The 19,863-nt window shown below is 68.5% G+C and carries 18 protein-coding genes; 11 read left to right on the top strand and 7 right to left on the bottom strand.

Going from position 1 to position 19,863, the window contains the following annotated elements:
* Positions 1–165 precede the first annotated feature (165 nt).
* Positions 166–1,161, top strand: coding sequence for a 3-hydroxyacyl-CoA dehydrogenase family protein (locus tag GRS48_RS12285; RefSeq protein ID WP_159486951.1), 996 nt, complete (start codon positions 166–168; stop codon positions 1,159–1,161).
* Between the two features lie 105 nt (positions 1,162–1,266).
* On the opposite strand, the gene GRS48_RS12280 is transcribed toward GRS48_RS12285, so the two are convergent.
* A complete protein-coding gene (locus tag GRS48_RS12280; protein WP_159486949.1) occupies positions 1,267–2,046 on the bottom strand; it encodes an SDR family NAD(P)-dependent oxidoreductase in 780 nt (259 codons plus the stop codon).
* Between the two features lie 229 nt (positions 2,047–2,275).
* On the opposite strand from GRS48_RS12280, the gene GRS48_RS12275 reads away from it, so the two are divergent.
* Positions 2,276–3,220, top strand: a complete 945-nt coding sequence (locus tag GRS48_RS12275) for a D-2-hydroxyacid dehydrogenase (RefSeq protein ID WP_159486947.1) — start codon at positions 2,276–2,278, stop codon at positions 3,218–3,220.
* Positions 3,221–3,237: 17 nt separating this feature from the next.
* Here the strand turns inward: GRS48_RS12275 and GRS48_RS12270 are convergent, their stop codons facing one another.
* The gene (locus GRS48_RS12270; protein ID WP_159486945.1) at positions 3,238–4,584 is read right to left on the bottom strand and encodes a DUF362 domain-containing protein; all 1,347 of its coding nucleotides are present in this window, start codon (positions 4,582–4,584) and stop codon (positions 3,238–3,240) included.
* 120 nt (positions 4,585–4,704) lie between these two features.
* Here GRS48_RS12270 and GRS48_RS12265 point away from each other — a divergent pair, with 120 nt between their 5' ends.
* Complete coding sequence (locus GRS48_RS12265) at positions 4,705–5,949, top strand: mandelate racemase/muconate lactonizing enzyme family protein (RefSeq protein ID WP_159486943.1); 1,245 nt, start codon at positions 4,705–4,707, stop codon at positions 5,947–5,949.
* Between the two features lie 29 nt (positions 5,950–5,978).
* Here the strand turns inward: GRS48_RS12265 and GRS48_RS12260 are convergent, their stop codons facing one another.
* Both GRS48_RS12260 and GRS48_RS12255 read right to left on the bottom strand, forming a co-directional pair.
* The gene (locus tag GRS48_RS12260) at positions 5,979–6,176 is read right to left on the bottom strand and encodes a hypothetical protein (RefSeq protein ID WP_159486941.1); all 198 of its coding nucleotides are present in this window, start codon (positions 6,174–6,176) and stop codon (positions 5,979–5,981) included.
* A gap of 42 nt (positions 6,177–6,218) precedes the next feature.
* Entirely contained in the window at positions 6,219–7,274 is a 1,056-nt protein-coding gene (locus tag GRS48_RS12255) for a mannonate dehydratase (RefSeq protein WP_159486938.1), read from the bottom strand.
* 119 nt (positions 7,275–7,393) lie between these two features.
* Here GRS48_RS12255 and GRS48_RS12250 point away from each other — a divergent pair, with 119 nt between their 5' ends.
* Positions 7,394–8,626, top strand: coding sequence for a mandelate racemase/muconate lactonizing enzyme family protein (locus tag GRS48_RS12250; RefSeq protein WP_159486936.1), 1,233 nt, complete (start codon positions 7,394–7,396; stop codon positions 8,624–8,626).
* Positions 8,627–8,636: 10 nt separating this feature from the next.
* Here GRS48_RS12250 and GRS48_RS12245 read toward each other — a convergent pair whose 3' ends face one another.
* Positions 8,637–9,575: a 3-hydroxyacyl-CoA dehydrogenase family protein gene (locus GRS48_RS12245; RefSeq protein ID WP_159486934.1), complete on the bottom strand. Its 939-nt coding sequence runs from the start codon at positions 9,573–9,575 to the stop codon at positions 8,637–8,639.
* A 150-nt stretch (positions 9,576–9,725) separates the two neighbouring features.
* Between GRS48_RS12245 and GRS48_RS12240 the strand changes: the two genes are divergently transcribed.
* The 4 genes from GRS48_RS12240 (at position 9,726) to GRS48_RS12225 (ending at position 14,461) form a co-directional block, all read left to right on the top strand.
* Complete coding sequence (locus GRS48_RS12240) at positions 9,726–11,366, top strand: thiamine pyrophosphate-binding protein (RefSeq protein ID WP_159486932.1); 1,641 nt, start codon at positions 9,726–9,728, stop codon at positions 11,364–11,366.
* Between the two features lie 103 nt (positions 11,367–11,469).
* Positions 11,470–12,231: an SDR family oxidoreductase gene (locus tag GRS48_RS12235; RefSeq protein ID WP_159486930.1), complete on the top strand. Its 762-nt coding sequence runs from the start codon at positions 11,470–11,472 to the stop codon at positions 12,229–12,231.
* Between the two features lie 146 nt (positions 12,232–12,377).
* Entirely contained in the window at positions 12,378–13,547 is a 1,170-nt protein-coding gene (locus tag GRS48_RS12230) for an enolase C-terminal domain-like protein (protein ID WP_159486928.1), read from the top strand.
* A gap of 122 nt (positions 13,548–13,669) precedes the next feature.
* The gene (locus GRS48_RS12225) at positions 13,670–14,461 is read left to right on the top strand and encodes an IclR family transcriptional regulator (protein ID WP_159486926.1); all 792 of its coding nucleotides are present in this window, start codon (positions 13,670–13,672) and stop codon (positions 14,459–14,461) included.
* Between the two features lie 299 nt (positions 14,462–14,760).
* Here the strand turns inward: GRS48_RS12225 and GRS48_RS12220 are convergent, their stop codons facing one another.
* Together GRS48_RS12220 and GRS48_RS12215 are read right to left on the bottom strand one after the other, a co-directional pair.
* Entirely contained in the window at positions 14,761–15,705 is a 945-nt protein-coding gene (locus GRS48_RS12220; RefSeq protein WP_159486924.1) for a dihydrodipicolinate synthase family protein, read from the bottom strand.
* Between the two features lie 191 nt (positions 15,706–15,896).
* Positions 15,897–17,360 (bottom strand): aldehyde dehydrogenase family protein, encoded by a 1,464-nt coding sequence (locus tag GRS48_RS12215; RefSeq protein WP_159486922.1) that lies wholly within the window; start codon positions 17,358–17,360, stop codon positions 15,897–15,899.
* 189 nt (positions 17,361–17,549) lie between these two features.
* On the opposite strand from GRS48_RS12215, the gene GRS48_RS12210 reads away from it, so the two are divergent.
* From GRS48_RS12210 to GRS48_RS12200, 3 genes are all read left to right on the top strand, one after another.
* Complete coding sequence (locus GRS48_RS12210) at positions 17,550–17,927, top strand: VOC family protein (RefSeq protein ID WP_159486920.1); 378 nt, start codon at positions 17,550–17,552, stop codon at positions 17,925–17,927.
* A gap of 118 nt (positions 17,928–18,045) precedes the next feature.
* The gene (locus GRS48_RS12205; protein ID WP_159486918.1) at positions 18,046–18,828 is read left to right on the top strand and encodes an HpcH/HpaI aldolase/citrate lyase family protein; all 783 of its coding nucleotides are present in this window, start codon (positions 18,046–18,048) and stop codon (positions 18,826–18,828) included.
* A gap of 124 nt (positions 18,829–18,952) precedes the next feature.
* The gene (locus tag GRS48_RS12200) at positions 18,953–19,840 is read left to right on the top strand and encodes an EamA family transporter (protein ID WP_159486916.1); all 888 of its coding nucleotides are present in this window, start codon (positions 18,953–18,955) and stop codon (positions 19,838–19,840) included.
* Positions 19,841–19,863: the final 23 nt, after the last annotated feature.

Genomic DNA, 19,863 nt, shown 5'->3' with positions numbered 1-19,863 from the left:
ATTGTCTGTGATAAAGTTTCTGTCGCACACTCACCCGGCGAGTACGCCGGCGTCGGATCACATCCGATCCGGGGACGGTGTGGCCAAGCGTCCGTGACGGCTTCCCGATCACCGGCAGCCGAGCAGGGACAACCGTTATTGACTGCGTCGGTCAACACACCTCGTATGTCCGAAACAGCGTCCGAGGACTCGTCGGTCGGGGAGGAGACGATCGCGGTCGTCGGTGCGGGAACGATGGGCCACGGGATCGCGGTCGCCTACGCGGTCGGGGGCTGTACCGTCCGCCTGTACGACGCCGACGCCGACGCGCTCGACGCTGCGCGGGCGGCGGTTCGGGGCGCGGTGTCGACGCTCGTCGCCCACGACGAGTACGACCTGAACGACGGCGGCGACGCGATGGACGCGATCACGTACGCGACGTCCCTGCCCGCGGCGGTCGACGGCGCGGACCTCGTGATCGAAGCGGTCACGGAGGACCGGGAGGTCAAGTCGTCCGTCCTCGCCGACGTCGAGGCGGCGGTGGACGACGGGACGGTCATCGCCACCAACACCTCGTCGCTTTCGATCACCGAACTCGGGTCCGCGTTGGACCGCCCGGAGCGCTTCCTCGGGACCCACTGGTTCCATCCGCCGCACATCGTCCCAGTCGTCGAGGTGGTCAAGGGCGAGGAAACGGCCGACTGGCCGGTCGACGCCGTCACGGGGACGCTCGACCGAATCGGAAAGCGGCCGGTGGTGGTCGAAAAGGACATCCCGGGCTTCATCGGCAACCGGATCCAGTCGGCGATGGCACACGAGGCGTGGGCGCTCCTCAACGACGGCGTCGCGAGCGCGGAGGACATCGACACGGCGATCAAGGGGACGTTCGGGTTCCGGCTCCCGGCGCTCGGGGTCTTCGAGAAAGGGGACCACTCCGGGCTCGATATCCACGCGAAGGTGCTCGACGAGCTGCTCGACGAGATCGACCGGGGAACGACCCCGTCGGACGCGCTCACGCGGCTCGCCGACGAGGGCCGGCACGGCGTGAAAAGCGGCAGGGGAGTCTACGACTGGCGCGACGTCGACGTCGACGCGGCCACCGAAGCCCGGGACCGACAGCTCCTCTCGCTGTTGGCCGTCTACCACCAGCGCGAGCGTCCGGCGTCGACGGACGATCGATAGGCGATCGGACGGTGGGTCGGTCGAGGGATCGATCGACGATTGGACGAGAGGTCGGTCGAGGGATCGATCGACGGTTGGACGGTTGGTCGGTCGCGTCCGGCCCCGTCAGTAGGTGATCTTCCCGGCGGTGACGTTCATGCTCTGTCCGGTGATCCGGTCGGCGGCGTCCGAACAGAGGAAGGCGACGGTTTCGGCGACGTCCTCCGGCTGCACGAACTCGTGGCGCGGGCTCTTGGCGCGCTTCTCCTCGGTCACCTCCTCGACCGAGCGCCCGTCCGCGGCCGCCTCCGCCTCGATCACGCGATCGATCCGCGGGCCGGCCACCGACCCCGGACACACGGCGTTCGCGTTGACGTCGTGCGGTCCCCCCTCGGCTGCCAACGTCCGCGTGAGGCCGAGCAACCCGCTCTTCGAGGCGGTGTACGGGCTCCGCTGTGGCACCGGCCGCTTCCCGGACGCCGAGGAGACGTTCACGATCCGGCCGTACCCCCGCCCCTTCATGTCGCCGATCACCGCCCGGCTCAGCAGGAACGGTCCGCGGAGGTTGACGGCGAGCGTCGAGTCCCACTCCTCCGCCGTGACGTCCTCGACGTTCTTGGTCGGCCCGGCGATGCCGGCGTTGTTGACGAGGACGTCGATCGGTCCGAGCGACTCGACCGCGGTCGAAACGCACTCGTCGACGCTCTCTTCGTCGGTGACGTCCGTGTAGACCGAGAGCGCTCGCTGTCCGTGCTCCTCGACGTCCGCGACCGTTTCGGCCATCCCGTCCGCGTCGATGTCGGCGACGACGACGTCGAGGCCGCGACGCGCGAGTTCGTTACAGATCGTCCGGCCGATCCCTCGACCGCCGCCGGTTACCAACGCGACGTCTCCGTTGATGTTCATGCGACCGACCGTACCGCCGCCACCGATATAGCTCTGGGGACTGAGGCGGTCGTGGCGGAGCGCACAACGAAGTTGAAGCAGTCGTGGCGGAGCGCGCGGTGGTCACGACCGACGGTGGGGTCGGTCGGCGACGCTGTAACCCTCGTCGGGCGACCTCCGATCCCGATTCGCGCTCCGAACCGATGATCCGGCGGCATCTCTTTAACCGATCCTGCCGAGAACGAACTGTATGCCGACCGTAATCGTCAGACACGACACGCCGATCGCCTCGACGCTCGACGGGACGCGCGACGATCTCACCGTCACGCCGGCCGACACGAACGACCGGGTCCGGGAGCTGCTCCCGGAGGCCGACGCGTTGGTGATCAACCCGGCGAACTGGGAGGACGACCTCCTGGAGGGACTCGACCGGGGGGACTGGGTACAAGCGACGAGTACGGGATATTCGGCGTTTCCCATCGACGAGTTCGCGGATCGGGGGATCACCTTCACCAACGCCACCGGGAACTACGGGTCGCCGGTCGCGGACCACGCCTTCGCATTGGCGTTAGGTCTCGCCCGCGGCATCCCCTCGTTCCTCGAGAGCCAACACGAGCGGACGTGGGACCGGTCGCACGGGAGCGAGCTCATCGACCTCGACGGACGGACGCTCACCGTGGCCGGGCTCGGGGACGTCGGCGAATCCGTCGCCCGACGGGGGCGGGCGTTCGGAATGGAGGTGTACGGGACGAAGCGGGACCCGGACGACTATCACGGGGTGCTCCCGTCCGACCGCGTCCTCGCGCCCGACGAGCTCGCGTCGATGCTCCCGGAGACCGAACTGCTCGTCCTCACCGTGCCGTTGACGCCGGAGACACACCACCTCATCGACCGGTCGTCGTTCGAGGCGCTCCCCGACAGCGCGCTCCTCGTCAACGTCGCTCGCGGCCCCGTGGTCGACCAGGCGGCCCTGATCGATGCGCTCGAGTCGGGCGCGATCGCCGGCGCGGGACTCGACGTCTTCGACGAGGAGCCCCTCCCGGAGTCGTCCCCGCTGTGGGGGTTCGAGAACGCGATCGTCACGCCGCACGTCGGTGGCCGGTCCAAGGACTTCGTCGACCGGTTCGTGGAGCTGTTCCTCCACAACTACGACCGTCGAACGGAGGGGCTCGAACCGAAGAACCGGATCGCGTGAGACGGGCGCGCGGCCGATCAGTGCGTGCCGGGATCGGTCGGCGACGGGGCGACGAGGTCGCCGTCCCGGAACTCGACCGGCTCGGCCGGCGACACGACCCGCAAGTCGTCGCGGTCGCGGGCCTCGGCGAGGAGCGCCTCGGAGGCGTACAGCCGTTTCAGGTTCATCGTGTCCGTCGCCCGAAGCAGCCGGAGCTCGCCCGGCTCGCGGACGCCGACGGTCGAGAGGCTCGCGACGATCCCGGCCCAGTCGGTCTCGACCGTGGCGGGTATCCGGGCGTTCTCGACGCTGCCGGCCGTCACCGTGTTGATCACGGTGTCCTCGACCGCGAGGTCCGCCAGGAGGTCCGCGTGGATGAAGTCGGCCTGCCCGACCCCCGTGGCGTTCCCGTGTGAGGCCTCCGTGAGCGACCGCGTGTAGATCCGGCGGATGAACGGCTTCTCCGGGGACGGCTCGTTGAACGGCAGCAACCGTCCGGTCACGTTCGTGTCCATTCCCGCTCCGCTGATCTCCTTGCCCATCCGGTCGAAGACGACGACGTCGATGTCGTCGAACGGGAGCTGGGGCATCAGCTCGTAGGCCGTCTCCAGCAGTTCGGCCTCCCGGCCGAGGAACCCCGACGCCGGGACGCCCTCGATGACCGCGGTGTCGTCGAGCTGGTCCTCGACGATGGCGACGCCGCCGACGACGGGGAGGTCCTCGATGATCCGCTTCGTTATCTCGGGGATCATGTTCCGGAAGCTCCAGTCGAGCGCCCACTCGTGGGCCATCTTCGCGCCCGGCTGTTTGCCCATCCCGATCACGAGCATCTTCGAGAGCCCGCTCTCGACGTCGCCGGCGAACATCGTGTGCGGTTTGACCCGGTTGATCGGCAGGATCGCGTCCGCCGTGACCGCGTTGGCGTCGACGTAGACCGGGACGCCCCGATCGGGCGTCTCCCCGATCCGTTCGACGTCCATGGTCGCTCGGATCGCACAGCCGACGGACGAGGCGGTGATCCCGTACGATTCGAGGACCTCTCGTTGCCCTTCCGCGGTCGCGCCGCCGTGGCTCCCCATCGCCGGGAAGATGAACGGGTCGTACCCCGCCTCGAGGACGCCGTCGACGGTGCCGCGAACGATCGCCTCGAGGTTCGCGATCCCGCGGCTCCCGACGCCGATCGCGACCTCGCCGCCGTCGGGCACGCCATCCCACGTGAGATCGGTTACGGCTTCCGCCGCGCGGGACTCGATCTCGTCCGGGGGGATCGGGTCCGGATCCCACACCTGCTCGATGGTTCCCAACTCCGGAACGTCGCGGTCCCCACAGATGTCCCTGATCGTCTCCTCCGGGACGATGCGGCTCGCGTCTCGATCTGATTCCATACCTTGATGCTGTCGAACCGGCGTATTAAAAGCTCGTCTCGGCGTCCTCGAACCGCCCGCGGCCCGTCGACGCCGTTCTCGCCCCCCTGCTTTAAGTGTCTCCGATCGGTCGGTCCGGCTATGCGCGTCACAGACGTCAGCGGCTACGCGTTGTCATCGCCCATCGACCCGCCCCAAGACCGCCGGTTTCACGGCGGCGTCCGGCGGCTCCTGAAACGGGACGTCGTCCTCGTGGTCGTGGAGACGGCCGACGGCGCACGGGGGTTCGCCCCCGCGGGCGCGAGCAGCTCCGCCATGCGGGAGTACTTCGAAGGCGACTCGCAGGCGACGTTCGCCGACGTCGTCGAGGGGCCGATCGCCGACGCGCTCGAGGGAGAGACGATCGACGAGATCACCGATGCACACGACCTGATCGACGCGCTCGACGTCCCCGAGCGGGTCCGTCACGAGGCGGTCTCGGCGATCGACGTCGCGCTGTACGACCTCCGCGGCAAGGAGGTCGGCGCGCCGATCTACGAGCTGCTGTGTGAGACGTACGGGACCGACCCGGACACGTCGCTGCCGATGTACGCCAGCGCGGGCATGTACATGGAGCCGGAGGGGTACGCCGAGCAGGCCGCGGTCATCGACGACCTCGGGTTCTTCGGGTACAAGTACCGGCCGGGGATCGGCCCGGCGGGCGACCGGCGGACCGTCGAACTGCTCGCGGACGCCCTCGATACCGCCGAGCTCATGCTCGACGGCCACACCTGGTGGAAACTCGAGGCGGGGACGTACACGCCGTCGGTCGTCGCCGACCTCGTCGAACACGCCGGCGAACACGGCGCGTACTGGGTCGAGGAGCCGGTCGCCCCGGACGACTACGACGGCTACGTCGACCTCGCCGAGCGCGGCGTGCCGTTGGCGGGCGGCGAGAGCGAGGAGTCCCCAGGGGGGCTCATCGCCCTCGGGGAGACGGGAGCGGTCGATTTCCTCCAGGGGGACGTCCGCCACCACCGCGGCTACACGGGCTGTGGCGAGGCTATCGAGTGGTGTCTCGGCCGGGACGTCGAGTTCGTTCCGCACAACTTCGGCACGTGGCTCGGGCTCGTCGCCAACGCCCACCTCGTCGCCGCCGCCCCCGAGGTGCGGCTGCTCGAGTACCCGGTGTTCGAGAACGACCCGGCCCTGGACCCCGCGGGGGCGGACCCGGGGATGTACCCGTTCGACCTGGCGTTCGACGTCATCGAGGAAACGGTGGACGTCACGGACGGGGAATTGGCCGTTCCGGACGGCCCGGGACTCGGCGTCACCGTCGACTTGGACGTCGTCGAGGAGTACCCCCCGACGGACGGCCCGTGGACCGAGTTCCACTACGACGAGTGACTGGCCCGACCGGCGACGGCCGATCGGTGTCACTCCCACCCCTCGGGCGCGACCCCGAGGGCGGTGACGGCGCGGGGATAGAGAACCCCGACGCCGATCGCGATCAGGACTCCCAACCAGAGGGGGACGGCGGTCCCCGTCCGCTCGACGAGGTCGACGGTCAACAGGATGAGCCCGATGAGCAGTAGGTAGTGTAACAGCAGGTACGGGGTCGTGCTCCGGTCCATACCCGCCGTTCCGACGCGCGCGGCAAAACTGTGTCGACCGTGTTACCGGGCGGCGGTCGTCGCCCGTAGGAGCCCGCGAAGGTAGCCCGCCGTGTACCCCCTCGCTCGGTGTCCCCAGTCGGTGTCGCCGTCCATCCGAGGGACGTGATCGGGGATGACGACGCCGTCGAACCCGACGTCGACGAGCGCCCGCATGACCGCCGCTTCGTCGTAGTTTCCGCAGTCGACGAACGTCTCGTTGAACGACTCGGCCGTCCCCTCGACGTCCCTGAAGTGGACGAACGTGATGTCCCCGCGCTCACCGAACTCCCGCACCACGTCGACGACGTCGACGCCCATCTCGGAGAAGCAGCCGAGACACAGCTTCAGGCCGTGGTTCCCGCTCGGGACGAGGTCCATCGCCCGGCGGAAGCTCTCGACGCTCCGGAACAGCCGAGGGATCCCGCCCAGCTCCTCGATCGACGGCGGGTCGATCGGGTGGAGCGCGAGAGTCACGCCGGCCCGTTCGGCGACCGGGAGGACCTCCCGGAGAAACCCCTCGTAGTTCTCCCAGAGTTCGGCTTCGCTGTATTCGCGGTCCATAACGGGGCCGTCGCCGAGCTCGAGCTCCGACAGGTCGAAACCGGTCCCGCGAGCGTCCCCGCGGAGCGCGACGGTCCCCGTCCGCATCGGGACGACGCCGCGCGGGTTCCACTGGTAGCCGAGGACGGGGAGGTCGGCCTCGCCCATGTTCTCGATCAGCTCGACGATCGCCGCGAGCTGCTCGTCGCGTCCCTCCCGCCCGAACTTGACGTCGCCGTAGCTGTTGTACCCGAGGGTGTGTATCCCTTCGAGGGTCACCCCGTGGTCCGCACACGCGTCCGAAAGCGACCGGAGGTCGTCGACCGACGGGACGTGGTCGGGACCGAGCGGGAGTCGACGGTCGGTGTCGGTGCGGTCGCTCTCGTCGTCGAAGACGTCCCCGCCGGTTCCCCCGCCGGGTTCGACGGGGTTGATGAAGACGTCTCGGACGCCGAGCTGTCGGACGTATCGGAGCCGTTCGTCGGAGAGCGTGTTCGTTCGGAACCCGATCCGCGGACCGCTCGCTACGTGATCCATGTCAACGCGTGTGTCGAGGGCGTACAAAGAGCTACCGCCGCGTTCGGAACCGGCGCAGACGGGTGTCGCAACAACAGATTTATGGGTTCCGTTGGTGCTGGTTCACACGAACCACGACCATGTACGAAGACTTCGCCACGAAGCTGTCGACGACGATGTGGGGCGACTACGACCGCACCCCGGAACGCACCACAGACACGCCGGAGATCACCGACCTCGACACCGTCGTCGTCGACGGCAACTTCCCCTGGACGATCGTCACGATCGAGACCGACGCCGGCGTCACCGGGATCGGCGAGGCGTACCCCTCCCCCGGCGTTCACGAGGTGATCACGGATTACCTCCGACCGGTGCTCGTGGGCGAGAACCCCCTCGACGTCGAGCGGCTGTACCATCTGATGCGCGAGAGCCTCTCCGGGCGGGGGTCCCAACAGGGGATCGGGACGATCGCGATAAGCGGGGTCGAACTCGCGCTGTGGGACGCGACGGGCAAGGTCCTCGACCAGCCGGTGTACCAGCTGCTCGGCGGGAAGATGCGCGACGAGGTCCGCGTATACGCCGACTGCCACGCGGGCGAGTCGATGATCGACGCCGCCATCGAGGGACAGGCGACCGAGACGTATCGGCCGGAGGCGTACGCCGAGGAGGCCCGCGAGACCGTCGACGAGGGGTACGATCTCATCAAGTTCGACCTCGACGTCCCCTCCGGGAAGGAGATCCAGACGAAGTCGCGACACCTCACCGGCCCCGAGGTCGAACACAAGCGGCGGCTCGTCGAGGCGGTGGCCGAGGAGGTCGGCGACGAGGCCGAGTTCGCGTTCGACCTCCACTGGAACTTCAGCGTCGAGTCCGCAAAGCGCGTGTGTGACGCCATCGCCGAGTTCGAGCCGATCTGGATCGAGGACCCGCTCCCGCCCGAGAACACCGACGCGATGGCGCGGTTCGCGCGCGAGGTGGACGTCCCGCTGCTCACCGGGGAGAACCGATACGGCCGACACGGGTTCCGCGACCTCCTCGAGGAGGGTGCGGTCGACTTCGTCGCCCCCGACACCCCGAAGACGGGGGGGATCGCCGAGACGAAGAAGATCGGAGACCTGGCCGACACGTACTACGCCGCGCTCACTCCCCACAACATCGGGAGCCCCGTCGCGACGATGGCGGGCGTCCACGTCGGGGCGACGGTCCCGAACTTCCTCGCGCTCGAGTTCCACGCGCGGGACGTGCCGTGGTGGGACGACTTGGTCGTCCGGTCGGAGCCGCTGATCCAGGACGGGCGGATCACGGTTCCGGACGCGCCGGGGCTCGGCATCGAGCTCGACTGGGACGTCGTCGAGGCCCACCGGAAGCACTGACGGGGCGGCGTCACTCCTCGAACGACTCGAAACACCGCCGCAACGCCGCGAGCCGCCTGTCGCGTCGGGCGACGATCTCCGCCTCCGGCTCGTCGTATTCCAAGAACCCCCGTCCCGCGTCGATGCCCGTCGCGCCCTCCGCGAGGCGGTCGTCGAACGTCCCGTGGACCTCCGTCGCCGAGCAGAGGTGCGGGTACAGGTGCTCGGCGACCGTACGGAACTGCTCGACGCCGGCGATGTCCATCGTTTCGAACGGGCCGATCACGGACGTTCGACGGGCGTACCCGTCCCGGACGGCGGCGTTGATGTCCTCGATCGAGGCGACGTCCTCCTCGAGCAAGTGGAGACACTCCCGGATGACCGCGTTCTGGATCCGGTTCCACACGAAGCCGGGAACGTCCTTCTCGACGGTTATCGGCCGCCTCTCGACGTCCTCGACGAACGCGCGGATCCGGTCCATCGTTCGGTCCGACGTCCGCTCCCCGCGGACGATCTCGACGGGTTCGAGCAGGTACGGCGGGAACCACCAGTGACAGCCCACGACCCGGTCGGCACAGTCGGGGACCGCGGACTGGATCTCGGTGATCGGGATCCCCGAGGTGTTCGACGCGAGGACGGCGTCGTCCGGGGCGTGCTCGCCGAGGGCCGTGAACACCTCCCGTTTGATCCCGAGGTCCTCTGGGACCGTCTCGAGGACCACGTCCGCGTCGGCGACGCCGGCCGCCTGGTCGGTGGTGAACGTCACCCGGTCGAGGACCGTCTCCGGGGTCACGTCGGCGATCCCGCCGTCCCGTAGCTCGGCGGCCGCGTCCGCCATTCGGTCGGCCGCACGCTCCAGGTTCGAGTCGCGGTGGTCGACGAGCGTCACGTCGTGTCCGTGGACCGCGAAGTGGACGCCGAACCCTTGCCCCATGTTCCCCGCTCCGATGACCGACACGTTCTGTTCCATGGTATGGTAGACCACGTTCCCGTCGTCGCATAAGCGTTGTGCGCCCCGCTCGTCGCGATCGCGTGACGCGGCGACGGTCGCCCATCGCTGGATGGCGCGCCATCGCCACCGAAATGCTTTATTGTACCTCGGGTGATCCTCCAATCGTTCATGAAAAACAACGACGCGATCATCGACTGTCTCACGTCGAACGGGATCGACACCGTGTTCGGCATCCCGGGCAAACAGACGCTCCCGCTGAACGAGAGCATCAGCGAGCGCGAGGACATCCGGTTCGTCATGGCCCGTCACGAGACGAACGTCTCCCACCAGGCGTGGGGCTTCGCCGAGACGAGCGGCGGGATGGCCGCGACGGTCGTGATCCCCGGCCCCGGCGACTTGAACGCCATGAACGGGCTGAAGAACGCGTTGAACGACTGCACGCCGATCCTCCACATCGCCGTCGAGACCGAACCGGAAGTGCGGGGCGGCGACGGGATCCACGAGACCCCGCCGGACACCTACGACAACGTCGTCAAGGAGAACATCACGGTCGAAACGCCCGAGAGCACGGTCGCCGAGCTGGAGCGGGCGATCGACATCGCACGGACCGCACCGAAGGGGCCCGTTCGGGTCGGGATCCCGAAGAACTTCGTCCCGATGGACATCGAGCTCGCGGAGCCCGCCGCAATCGAACACGACGACACGGTCGAGGTCCCCCGCGAGAAGGTCGTCCGCGCGAGCGACGCGCTCGCCGACGCAACGTCGCCGGTCGTCATCGCCGGCGGCGGGGTCCGGGCGGCGGACGCCAGCGCCGAGCTGCGGGCGGTCGCCGAGGCGGTCCAGGCACCGGTTGCGACGACGTATAAGGGGAAGGGCACGTTCCCCGAGGACCACCCGCTCTTCGCGGGCGTCCTCTGTGGCGCGACGAGCACGGAGCTGAAACGGTGTCTCGAGGACGCCGACGCGGTCCTCGGCGTCGGGACCGACTTCGACGCCGTCTGGACCAAACGCTGGTCGTACGACCTCCCCGAGGAGCTGATCCACGTGACCCTCGGCACGTCGGACATCGGCCGCGGCTACGAGCCGAGCGTCGCGATCGCGGCGGACGCCCGGGAGACGCTCTCGGCGATCGACGCCGAGCTGGCGGACCGATCGGTCGACGGGTCGGACGGCGAGTCCCGGGCGGCGGCGGTCCGGGAGGCGGAGGCCGAGCGGATGCGACCGCTCAGGGACGTCTCGGAGGCCCCGTTGACGACGGTGAGCGCGGTGTCGGCGATCAGGGAGGGGCTCCCCCGGGACGCGATCGTGGCCGCGGACGCCGGCGGCTCGCGGATCTGGACGCTGATGACGTTCCCGGTGTACGACTCCCGCGACTACGTGAACCCCGGGTCGTGGGCGTCGATGGGGCTGGGCGTCCCGGCCGGGATCGGCGCGAAGGTCGCCAACCCTGACCAGCCGGTCGCCGTCGTCATCGGCGAGGGCGGCCTGCTGATGTGTCTCGAGGAGCTCCACACGATCGTCGCGGAGGGACTCGACGTCACCGTCTTCGTCTTCAACAACGACGACTACGCGATCATCAGCGAGGAGGCGTCCCGCTCGTACGACCTCGGGGACGGGGCGTACGGCTGGTCGGACGCCCCGCTGAACTGTTCGACGATCGCCGAGGGGATGGGGATGCGGGCGGTGCGGGCGGAGACGCCCGAGGAGATCGCCGCCGCGGCCGCCGACGCCGTCGACAACGGACCGACGCTCGTCGAGATCCCGACCGACCCGGACGAGCCGCAGGGCGGCGAGTTCATGTCCCGCTGAACGGATTCTCGGTTCTCGGCTCTCGGTGGCCCTTCCGAACCGTCCGGACCCGTTCGACTCGAACGACCGACACGCTTTATCTTCATCGTCGCGAGTCGCGTCCATGGGGCTTGACATCGACGGCAACACGGCACTGGTCACGGCATCGAGCAGCGGCCTCGGCAAGGCGTCCGCGGCGGCGCTGGCGCGGGAAGGGGTGAACGTCGTGATAAACGGGCGCGACGAGGAGCGGCTCGCGGCCGCCGCCGCGGAGGTGCGTGCGGAGGCGACCGGGGCGGTCGAGACGGTCGCCGCGGACATCACCGACCCGGACGCGGTCACCGGCCTCGTCGAGGCGACGGTCGAGCGGTTCGGCGGGCTCGACCACCTCGTGACGTCGGCGGGCGGACCGCCGGGGCGGCGGTTCTTCGAGACGACCGATCGGGAGTGGTACGACGCGTTCGACCTGCTCGTGATGAGCGTGGTCCGGCTGGTCCGCGAGGCCGGCCCACACCTCAGGGCGGACGGCGGCGGCACGGTCGTCACCGTCACGTCGTGTGTCGCCAAGGAGGCGAATCCGTCGAACGTGCTCTCCAGTGCGGTCCGGATGAGCGTCCTCGGCCTCGAGAAGTCGCTGTCGACAGAGCTCGCGCCCGACGTCCGCGTCAACGCGCTGCTCCCGCACCTGCACGACACGCCGCGGATCGACCAGCTGGTGTCACAGGGGCTCGACCTCGAGGCGCGGCGGGCCGGTCTCCCGATGGGGCGGATCGGCCGCCCCGAGGAGTTCGGTGAAGTGGTCGCGTTCCTCTGTTCGCCCCGGTCGAGCTTCGTGAACGGCGTCGCGCTCCCGCACGACGGCGGCGCGATGAGTTCGACGCTGTGACGATGAGTTCGACGCTGTGACGATGAGTTCGACGCTGTGACGGTGAGTTCGACGCTGTGAGGTCGCGCAGCCCCCCGTCTCGCGGCGTCCTGTGAGCGGTTACCGTGATCACAACGTACTTTACTCGGGTGTGGGTGGGTACGGACATGTCACCAGAGATAACGAGGATCGAGTCCACCGAGTTCGCCTACGACATCGAGGACGTGGGGTACAGCCCGAACGGGTTCAGCGTCGTCTACGAACCCGGCGCAACGAACTCCCGGAAACTGTTCGGGTTCAAGATCCACACGGACACCGGGATCACCGGCGAGTACGTCGGCGGGAACTCGCCGGGGGCCGCCCAGATCAACATGTTCGCCGACTACCTGATCGGCAAGAACCCGCTGGCGCGCGAGAAACACTGGAGCAACATCAACCGTGCACTGCGGAAGTACGACCGCATGGGGATCGGCCCGATCGACATCGCGCTGTGGGACTTCGCCGGGAAGTACTACGACGCGCCGATCCACGAGCTGCTGGGGACCTACCGCGAGCGGTTCCCGGCGTACGCGTCGACGTACCAGGGCGACGAGAACGGCGGGCTCGACTCACCGGACGCGTTCGCCGACTTCGCCGAGCAGTGCCTCGATATGGGGTATCAGGCGTACAAGATCCACGACTGGGGCGGCGACTGGACGGACGTCGACAAGACGGTCGAGACGATCCTCGAGGTCGGTCGCCGAGTCGGCGACGACATGGACCTCATGATCGACCCAGCCTGTGAGCCGCCGACGTTCGCGGACGCGGTGAAGATGGGTCGCGCCTGCGACGAGGCGGAGTTCTTCTGGTACGAGGACCCGTACCGCGACGGCGGCACCTCCCAGCACAGCCACCGCAAGCTCCGGCAGATCATCGACACCCCGCTGTTGCAGACCGAGCACGTCCGGGGGTTCGAGGCGCACACCGACTTCGTCGCCAACGAGGCGACGGACTTCGTTCGGGCGGACCCCGAGTACGACGGCGGGATCACCGGCGCGCTCAAGATAGCCAAGATGGCGGAAGGGTTCGGGCTCGACGTCGAGTTCCACGCGCCGGGGCCGGCACACAGACACTGTATCGCGGCGGTCCGCAACACGAACTACTACGAGATCGCGTTGGTCCACCCCGACTGCCGGAACACCCAACCGCCCGTCTACGACTGTGACTACTCCGACTTCCTCGACACGGTCGACGACGAGGGGATGGTCACCGTTCCGAACGGCCCGGGGCTCGGCGTCGACTACGACTGGGACTTCATCGAGGCGAACAAGACGGGGAGCGTCCACGTCTACGAGTAGAGGTCGCCCGGGATCGCGATCGCGACCGCGACTCCGCCGCCTCCGACGATTCGAACCGGCAATATTCACCGTGCGTTTGGCTATGGGGAACGGTTATTAGCCAGAGGCCCATACGCTCGAACATGACTACCCAACCGCCCGCGTTCGATGCCCAACCGCCCGAGTTCGATGCCCCCATCAAGGCGACGACGCGGTCGATGGCGATCGTCGAGGAGATCCGGAAGCGGGACGGAGCGGGGGTCACCGAGCTGGCGGATCACTTCGGGTTCTCCAAGAGCACCGTTCACGACCACCTCACGACGCTCGTCGAAACGAAGTACCTCACTCGGAACGGCGACGAGTACGAGGTCGGGCTCCGGTTCCTGAGCCTGGGCGGGTACGCACGGAAACAGCAGGAGCTCTACGAGATCGCGAAACCCGAGATCGACGATCTCGCGGCGGAGACCGGGGAGTCCGCGAAGGTCGCGGTCGAGGAGTACGGACGTGGGGTCTACCTCTACCAGTCGCTCGGCGACAACGCGATCCGCACCGACTCCCACCTCGGGACCCGAGTGTACCTCCACTCCTGCGGCGTCGGGAAGGCGATCCTCGCGCACCTCCCCGAGGAGCGGATCGAGGCGATAGTCGAGGAGTACGGCCTCCCCGAGTGGACGAAGTACACGATCACGGACGAGGACGCCCTCTACGAGGAGCTGGAACGGGTCCGCGAGCGGGGCACCGCGATCGACCACGAGGAGCGCATTCGCGGGTTGCGCTGCGTCGCCGCCCCGGTGATCCGGAACGGGGACCTCCTCGGGGCGATCAGCGTCTCCGGTCCGACGAAACGCTTCGGCGACGACGCGTACGTCCAGGACATCGCCGAGCTGGTCCAGGACACCGCGCGAGTCGTCGAGATCAACGCGAAGTACTGGTAACCCGTTCCGCAGTGCGGAACGGACTTGCCGTATCTTCGTGAACGATCGTAAGTAACTGTTCGCCCATCCGCCCGTTTCGTCGCGGCCGCACCGGTATCATCGGAGCTACGTTACATTCATACGAACGTAAGTATATTCGTGGGCGGCCGTTCGGCAGAGCGGAACGCGTCGTCGCTCATCGACCGTTAGTCCCTCCGCCGTCCACCTATTGTGTCCCGTATCCCGCGGACCCGTGCTCGACCGATCCATCGCTCACCACCCATCACCCGCCTGCTCCCTGTGCTACCCGCCGCAGGTGGTCACGCGTCGTCGACCAATCGCCCGATCTCCTCGTCGAGGCGTTCGTAGCGTCGCCGCGCTTCCTGTCGGATCTCCGCCGGTAGCGGTCGGATCGGCTCGCGGACGGAGCCGCCGTTGAGCCCGGCGAACTCCAACCCCGCCTTCACGACCGGCACGCTGACCGCGCCCGGCAGCTCGTTCCCGTGGCCGGTCCCCCCGCGGAGGGTCTGGAACGGCATGCAGGCCTCTCGAAGCGCTCGCGCGCGCTCCCACTCCCCCTCGGACAGCGCGTCGAACAGCGCGAGCCCGACCTCCGGGCGGAAGTTGCTGACCCCCGCGGAGAACCCTTCCGCGCCCTCGGCCCAGTAGGCGGGCGCGTACGGTTCGGCGAGGCCGTTGACCCAGACGACGTCGTCGGCCCCGGCCGCGACTCCCTGCCCGAGTTTGACGGTGTCCGTCAGGGCGTACTTGACGCCGACGACGTCGTCGAGCTCCGTGAGCGCCTCGAGGTACGACACCGAGGGATCGAAGCCACGGACGTACGGGACGAGCGGCCGGTCGCTGGCGTCGCCGAGCTTTCGGTAGTACTCCAGCAGGCCTCGTTCGTGGAGGTACGTGTGGTCCGGCGGCATCACCATCATCGCGTCGACGCCGATCGCGGCGTACTCCCGCACGAGGTCCCGAGCGTCGGCCGTGCTCCCGCCGACTCCGGCGAGGACGCACGCGTCCGCGGGGAGCGCTTCGACCGCCGTCCGGGCGACGTCGACGCGCTCCTGCTGGGACAGCGAGTGGTACTCGCTGATGTTGGCGGTGGCGAGGTACGTTCGAGCCCCTCGTTCGTACAGCGCGGTCGCGTTCTCCGCGAGGTCGTCGTGGACGATCCCGAGGTCGTCGTCGAACGGCGTCAGCAGGCCGACGGCCACGCCACGGAGCCGGTCCCTGATGGCCTCGTCAGTTAGCGTCATTACGGAAGCAAGGCCCGGCAGCGACCATAAATCCCGCGGGTCCGATCGGTCGGAAGGCTCCCGAAACCCGGGACGGGCGGTGAGTGGGACGGGCGGTGAGTGGCACGAGCGGTGAACGGCACGGGCGCTGACGAGTCAAAACGGCGACGTGGAACGGGCGGCAGGGGAAACCTCGGCCCCTCGGTCGTCGATCAGTAGTTCGTGTACACGGTCTTCGTGGACGTGAAGAAATCGATCCCGGCGTCGCCCTGTTCGCGATACGTGTTCGTCGAGGAGTTCTTGTACCCGCCGAAGGGGGCGTGTAACTCGACGCCGGTGGTCTTCTCGTTGACCTTCACGACGCCCGCCTCGATGCCGTCGATGAACCGGTTCGCCTCGCCCAGGTCTCGGGTGACGATGCTCGCGGAGAGGCCGAACTCGACGTCGTTCGCCACGGCCATCGCCTCGTCGAACGAGTCGACCCGAATTACGGAGAGGAGCGGTCCGAACACCTCTTCCTGGGCGATCCGCATGTCGCTCTCGATGCCCGAAAGAACGGTCGGTTCCACGAAGAAGCCATCCTCGTACGACTCCCCGGTCAGCCGGTTCCCACCGGTCTCTAAGGTGCCGCCGTCCTCGTGTGCGACGTCGACGTACTCCAGCGTCGAGTCGAGCTCGCTCCGACTGACCTGCGGTCCCATATCGGGGTCCTCGAGGCCGGGACCGACGTCGAGCGATTCGGCGTAGTCGACCATCGCGTCGACGAACTCGTCGTGAACGTCCTCGTGGACGATCGCGCGGGAACAGGCGGTACAGGATTGACCGGTGGTGCCGAACGCGCCGACGCCCACGATCTCGACGGCCTCGTCGACGTCGGCGCTCTCGGTTACGACCGTGGGGTTCTTGCCGCCCATCTCACACTGGACGCGTTTGAGGTCCTCGGAGGCGGCCTGGGCGACCGACGTTCCCACGGCGGTGCTTCCCGTGAAGGAGACGGCGTCGATGTCGGGATGCTCGCCGACGACCGACCCGATGGTACTCCCCGAGCCGGTCACGTAGTTCGCCACGCCGGCCGGAAGCCCTGCCTCGTCGAAGCACTCGAAGAGGACCCGCGTCATCCCGGGCGCGGCCGAGGCCGGCTTGATCACGGCGGTATTGCCGGCCGCGATCGCGGGAGCCAGCTTCCACGCCGGGATCGCGATCGGGTAGTTCCAAGGGGTGATGAGCCCGACCGTCCCGAGCGGCTCCCGCCGCGTTCCCAGGGTCCGGTCCGGGGCGCTCGACGCCTTCGCCGTCCCGCCAAGGTCGCGCGCCTTTTCGGCGTAGTAGTGGAAGACGTCGATCGCCCGGCCCACCTCGCCGCCGGCCTCGCTCAGGGTCTTTCCCTCCTCGCGGACGAGCAGTTCGGTTACCTCCTCCTTCCGCTCATCCAGCCGTTCGGCGGTGGCCCTGAGGAACCCCCCACGCTCCGGAGCGGGGGTCCCCGCCCACGCGTCCTGCGTCCCGACCGCCGCCTCGACTGCGCGCTCGGCGTCGGAGCGCGTCGACGCCTGGTAGGTCCCGACCACTTCCGTTTCGTCCGCCGGGTTTCGAACCTCGAACGTCTCGCCGCTCTCCGACTGCGTCCAGTCGCCGTCGACGTAGTTGCTGTGTGCATCCATCGGCTTGGTAGACATACACGGACGGAGTATACGAAGGTTCTGATGGTCACGGCTTCAGGTGGTGGTCGTCACGGGGGAGGCGACGGTCGACGCGACCGACGCACGGGGCGTCACCCCGATCACCCGTGAACCGAGCCGACGACGACGCGGGAGGGGGATCGACGATTGGACAACGTATTTATCGGTCGCCGCTCACCGACGGGTATGGACGTGTTACACTCCGCGATGTGGGTCGACGACGTCGAAGCGATGGACGAGTTCTACACCGAGGGGCTGGGGCTCGAACGCACGCGGGAGTTCGTCGGCGGCGACGGCGCGACGAACCGCTTTTTCGCCGGGGAGAGCGACGCCGAGATCCAGCTCAAGTTCGTCGAAGGCGAGGAGGACGACGACCCGACGGGCTTCGACCACGTCGCGATCGCGGTGGCGGACATCGAGGCGACGATCGACACCCTCGGCGCGGAGTTCGGCAGCGAGCTGGTCCGGGGCCCGAAGCTGCTCGAGGAGAAGGGCGTTCGCATCGCGTTCGTCACCGACCCCGAGGGGTACGTGGTCGAGCTCATCGAGGAGGTGAGCGAGTAGCGCGTCGTCGTCACGCAAAGACCTTTATACGTCATCCCCGACGGTTCCGACGAATGACCGTGACACACACGAACGGGGACGGACGCTCCGGCGGACGCCCGGGCGACGTGAGGGAGCGATGAGCGAGGACCTGAAGGCGGCGTTCGAGCGGAAACGACACCTCTCCGCGACGTGGGTGTCGGTGGGGAACCCGACCGTCGCGGAGGTGAGCGCGACGCGGCCGTTCGACTTCGTTCTCATCGACACCGAACACACGACGACGTCGCTCGAGACGGTCGAGAACATGCACCGCGCGGTCGAGGCGACGCCCGGCGACACGGGGACCGTCATCCGGGTCCCGTGGAACGACCCGGTGTACCTCAAGCGCGTGCTCGACGTCGGGGTCTCCGGCGTGATGGTGCCGATGATCGACACGGTCGCGGAGGCCGAGTCGCTCGTCGACTCGCTCCGCTACCCGCCCGAGGGATCGCGGGGGATCGCGTCGGGACGGGCCGCCGGATACGGCTCGGAGTTCCGGTCGTACGTGGCGAACGCCGACGAGACGTTCGTCACGATCGCCCAGATCGAGACGCTGGAGGGGCTCTCGAACGTCGAGGCCATCGCCGACGTCGACGGGATCGACGCGCTGTTCGCCGGCCCCGCCGACCTCTCCGGCGCGCTCGGGGTGTTCGGCGAGTGGGATCACCCCGAGTTCGTCGCCGCGATGGACCGCGTGATCGACGCCGCCCACGACGCGGGGATCCCGGTCGGCACGTTGACCGTCCAGCCGGCGGACGCACCCCCGCGCGTCGAACAGGGGTTCGACTGGCAGATCATCGGCAAGGACACCTCCTACCTGATGGAGCGGCACGATCACGCGCTCGACGAGTATCACGAGGCGATCGACCGGTTCGACGGCTAGCCAGCCCGAACGGGCCGTCCTTGCCGAACGGGCCGTCCTCGCCGGACGGCCGCGTCTCCACAGCGACCGAACTGCCGCGTGCCAAAACAGCTAAGCGGGTCCGCGGCGGACGGAACGAGAACGCATGGTCTCATGGCTCGGCGTCGCGTTCGCGGTCGGGGCGGCGGTGTTCCTCGCAGGACAGGCACTGACGATCCGCGTCGCCACGCGCCGCGGGAGCTCGGCCGACGTCCTGCTGGTCGTGATGGGGGTCAACCTCGCCGTTCTCGCCCCGCTCGCGCTCGTGTTCGATCCGGACCCGACGATCACGCCCCGGGCGGTCGCGGCGTTCGCGGCGGCCGGGATCGTCGGGACCATGCTTGGTCGGATCCTGTTTTATAGCGGCATCAAACGCATCGGGGCGAGCCGCGCGGAGCCGATCAAGGCCTCGATGCCGCTTCACGCGACGGTCCTCGCGGTCGTCTTCCTCGGCGAAGTCGTCACCGCCGAGCAGTTCGCGGGGGTCTTCCTCATCGTCGCGGGGATCGCGCTGATCACGTGGGACGGGAGCCGCTCGGGGGTCGGTGGCGAGGACACGCCGTGGATCGGTCTCGCGCTGCCGCTCGTCGCGGCGGTGCTGTTCGCGCTCGAACCGATATTCGCGACGATCGGCCTGCGGGAGGGGACGAGCGTGTTCCTCGGGCTCGCGATCAAGACCGGGGCCGCGATGGCGGTCTTCACCGGCTACCTCGCGGTCACGCGGTCGCTCCCGGAACCGGGCTCGATCCCGTCGTCGGAGCTCCGGTGGTACGTCCTCGCCGGCGTCATGAGCACGGGGTTCCTGCTCACGTACTACGCCGGGCTCTCGGTGTCCCGCGTCGGTATCGTCGTGCCGATCATGCAGACGAGCCCCCTGATCGTGCTCGCCGTCTCGGCGGTGTTCCTCCGCGAGTCGGAACGGGTCACGGGTCGGCTCCTCTTCGCGGTCCTCGTCGTCGTTCTCGGCGCGGTCACGGTCACGCTCGGCGGCTGATCCCGATCGATCGAGCGGCTCCG

The sequence above is a fragment of the Halorubrum sp. JWXQ-INN 858 genome, assembly GCF_009806985.1.
Taxonomy (GTDB): domain Archaea; phylum Halobacteriota; class Halobacteria; order Halobacteriales; family Haloferacaceae; genus Halorubrum.
Note: the sequence above shows the minus strand (reverse complement) of the source record. Positions and strands in the feature narration are given on the sequence as shown.